A 2,417-nucleotide genomic window follows, 5' to 3' on the forward strand; every position below is an offset into this window, starting at 1 on the left:
TGTTGAACTAATCCTCGTACCTCGGAAGCTTTTAGTTTGTTTATAAAAGTACGTTATCTTACTGTTTGATAAAAACCTTAAGAATATGTATTTAAAAAAAGTCAAGGACGATCTTGGAGACGGCCTTGGAAGAAGTACCGGAGTTCAAGTCACTGGCCAGTAGTTTAGAAAGAAGCTTTGCAATCAATGGCAAGGCGGCCAGCACCCTAAGGAACTACCTACGCTGCCTTGCGCACCTAGCGCTCCATTACAAGTGTAGTCCAGAACTGCTAAACGAAGAGCAGATAGCGGATTATTTATACTACTGCCAGAATCTTCACAAGACCCCTTCGGAGAGTTTTTTCAAACACACCATCTATGGACTTCGTGCTGCCTATAAGGTGCTGGGAATGGATAAAAAGCACATTGGTCTACCACAGGTCAAAAGACAGAACGACCTACCGGTGGTGCTTAACAAAAGGGAGGTACGGGAGCTATTAAGGGCACCCAAATACCTAAAGCACCGTCTGATGCTTGGAATGCTCTATGGTTGTGGGCTTCGCAGTTATGAGCTCTGCAACCTGTTGCGATCGGATATCGATTTTGACCGTAAAACAGTCTTTATAAAAAAGCAGAAAGGAAAAGTAGACCGCTATGTTCCATTAAGCCCTCACCTTGCCCGTGGGCTAAGAATCTATTTCAATACAGAAAACCCCGTAACATATGTATTTAATAGTCAGGTCACCAAAGACGGGGCAGTAGGGCCGCTTACCACACGAGGTATCCAATGGGTGATCAATGAATGCCGTTCCAAGGTGAATACCCAAAAGAGGTTTACCGCCCACACACTGCGGCATTCCTATGCCACCCATTTACTAGAAGATGGGATGAATATTATGTGTTTAAAAGAGCTGTTGGGGCATGCCCATATAGAAACCACCATGGTGTATTTACAGGTATCCAATTCGGGGAGCTCGGTCAAGTTCAGTCCTATGGATACGCTTTACACAAAGTAATGCTGCCCAAATATAAAGTGGCAGATGTGTTAAATCTAGAAGTTGACCATCTAGATGATATAGCGCATACGGGCTGGAACGCCCGCGCTCTGCACGCGATACGTAAATGCCGCACCAAAGCCCTTGGCGGACATCTGGACTGGTGTACGGAGTGTAAGAAGCTACATCTGCAGTTCAACTCCTGTCGTAACAGGCACTGTCCTACCTGTCAGGGGCATAAACAGCATCAGTGGATAGCGGCCAGAACGGCTGAGCTCCTTCCCGTACCCTATTTTCATGTGGTGTTCACCTTGCCCGATACGATAAACCCTGTTGCGCTAAAATATCCCCGAACGCTCTATAAAATCCTGTTCGACACCGTATGGGAAACCCTTAGTGCCTTTGGGAACAACCCCAAGCATTTGGGCGCAAAACTGGGCATGATAGCGGTACTGCATACTTGGGGCCAGAACCTACAATTGCATCCACACCTGCATTGCATCGTTCCCAAGGGAGGTGTCTCAAAAGCTGGGTTCTGGAAAAAAGGGAAAGGAAAGGACGACTTTCTGTTTTCGGTACTAGCGATGAGTGATAAATACCGAGGTCTTTTTGTGGCAAAACTGCGCAAGACACTTCCCCAACTACCACAATCTCTGTATGACGACCTGTTCAAAAAAAAGTGGGTAGTCTATGCCAAGGATCCTTTTGGTAGGCCGGAACATGTGATCGAATATCTGGGGCGCTACACGCATAAGATAGCGATTAGTAACCACCGTATCCTTGATATTGATAAAGAGAAAAGGGAGGTCACCTTTAGTCTGAAGGACTACAGGAAAGGCGGGCAACGAACAAGGATGACCCTCACGAGCAGGGAATTCATACGGCGTTTTCAACTCCATATACTTCCCAAGGGCTTTACACGTATACGCCATTACGGATTTTTAAGCAGTAGTTGGAAAAAGGACCGCTTACCGCTGTTGCAATTACAATTGACAGATAAGAACTTGACGCATGTAGAAAGCTTTGAAATTAAAGAGAAATCGGTGCACCGTATTTGCCCTAGCTGTAAAAAAGGGGCATTAATTACACTTTTAAGCTTTGACAGCCGTGGTCCACCAACGAATTACCAACAAGTTGTAAAGCGTAAATTACTGAAATTCAATGTGTACCAATAGTGCTGAACAGCGCTCCGGCTGACTAGTGCCCAAACTCAAAAAAACTGATAAAACTGCGTAGCTACCCAAAAATTGTGACGCATGTAGCATTAAAATTGTTTTGTACTGCTGTTTTACTGCGGAAAGAAACCCACAGCACGGCAAAACAACAACCTTCTTCTTTGCCAAGGGCTAGGCAAACCTCTCGTATTCCCCCTTATCCCAAACCCCGGATCAGTCAACACGTCATATAGCGCTAGCCTATCGGCGCGCCATATGCTTAGTTATT

The 2,417-nt window shown here is 45.6% G+C and carries 2 protein-coding genes; both read left to right on the forward strand.

Annotated features, from left to right (window positions below):
• The first annotated feature begins 113 nt into the window (after nt 1–113).
• The gene (locus HPE56_RS20200; protein WP_223170396.1) at nt 114–995 is read left to right on the forward strand and encodes a tyrosine-type recombinase/integrase; all 882 of its coding nucleotides are present in this window, start codon (nt 114–116) and stop codon (nt 993–995) included.
• Nucleotides 995–2,149 (forward strand): IS91 family transposase, encoded by a 1,155-nt coding sequence (locus tag HPE56_RS20205; protein ID WP_188245552.1) that lies wholly within the window; start codon nt 995–997, stop codon nt 2,147–2,149. Before HPE56_RS20200 ends, HPE56_RS20205 begins: the two co-directional genes overlap by 1 nt.
• Nucleotides 2,150–2,417: the final 268 nt, after the last annotated feature.

This window comes from Maribacter aquimaris (genome assembly GCF_014596745.1).
Classification (GTDB): Bacteria; Bacteroidota; Bacteroidia; order Flavobacteriales; family Flavobacteriaceae; genus Maribacter_A; species Maribacter_A aquimaris.

Excerpts from the sequence above, each read along its gene's own strand:
- HPE56_RS20205 (WP_188245552.1), top strand. The coding sequence starts at position 995 with ATGCTGCCCAAATATAAAGTGGCAGATGTGTTAAATCTAGAAGTTGAC.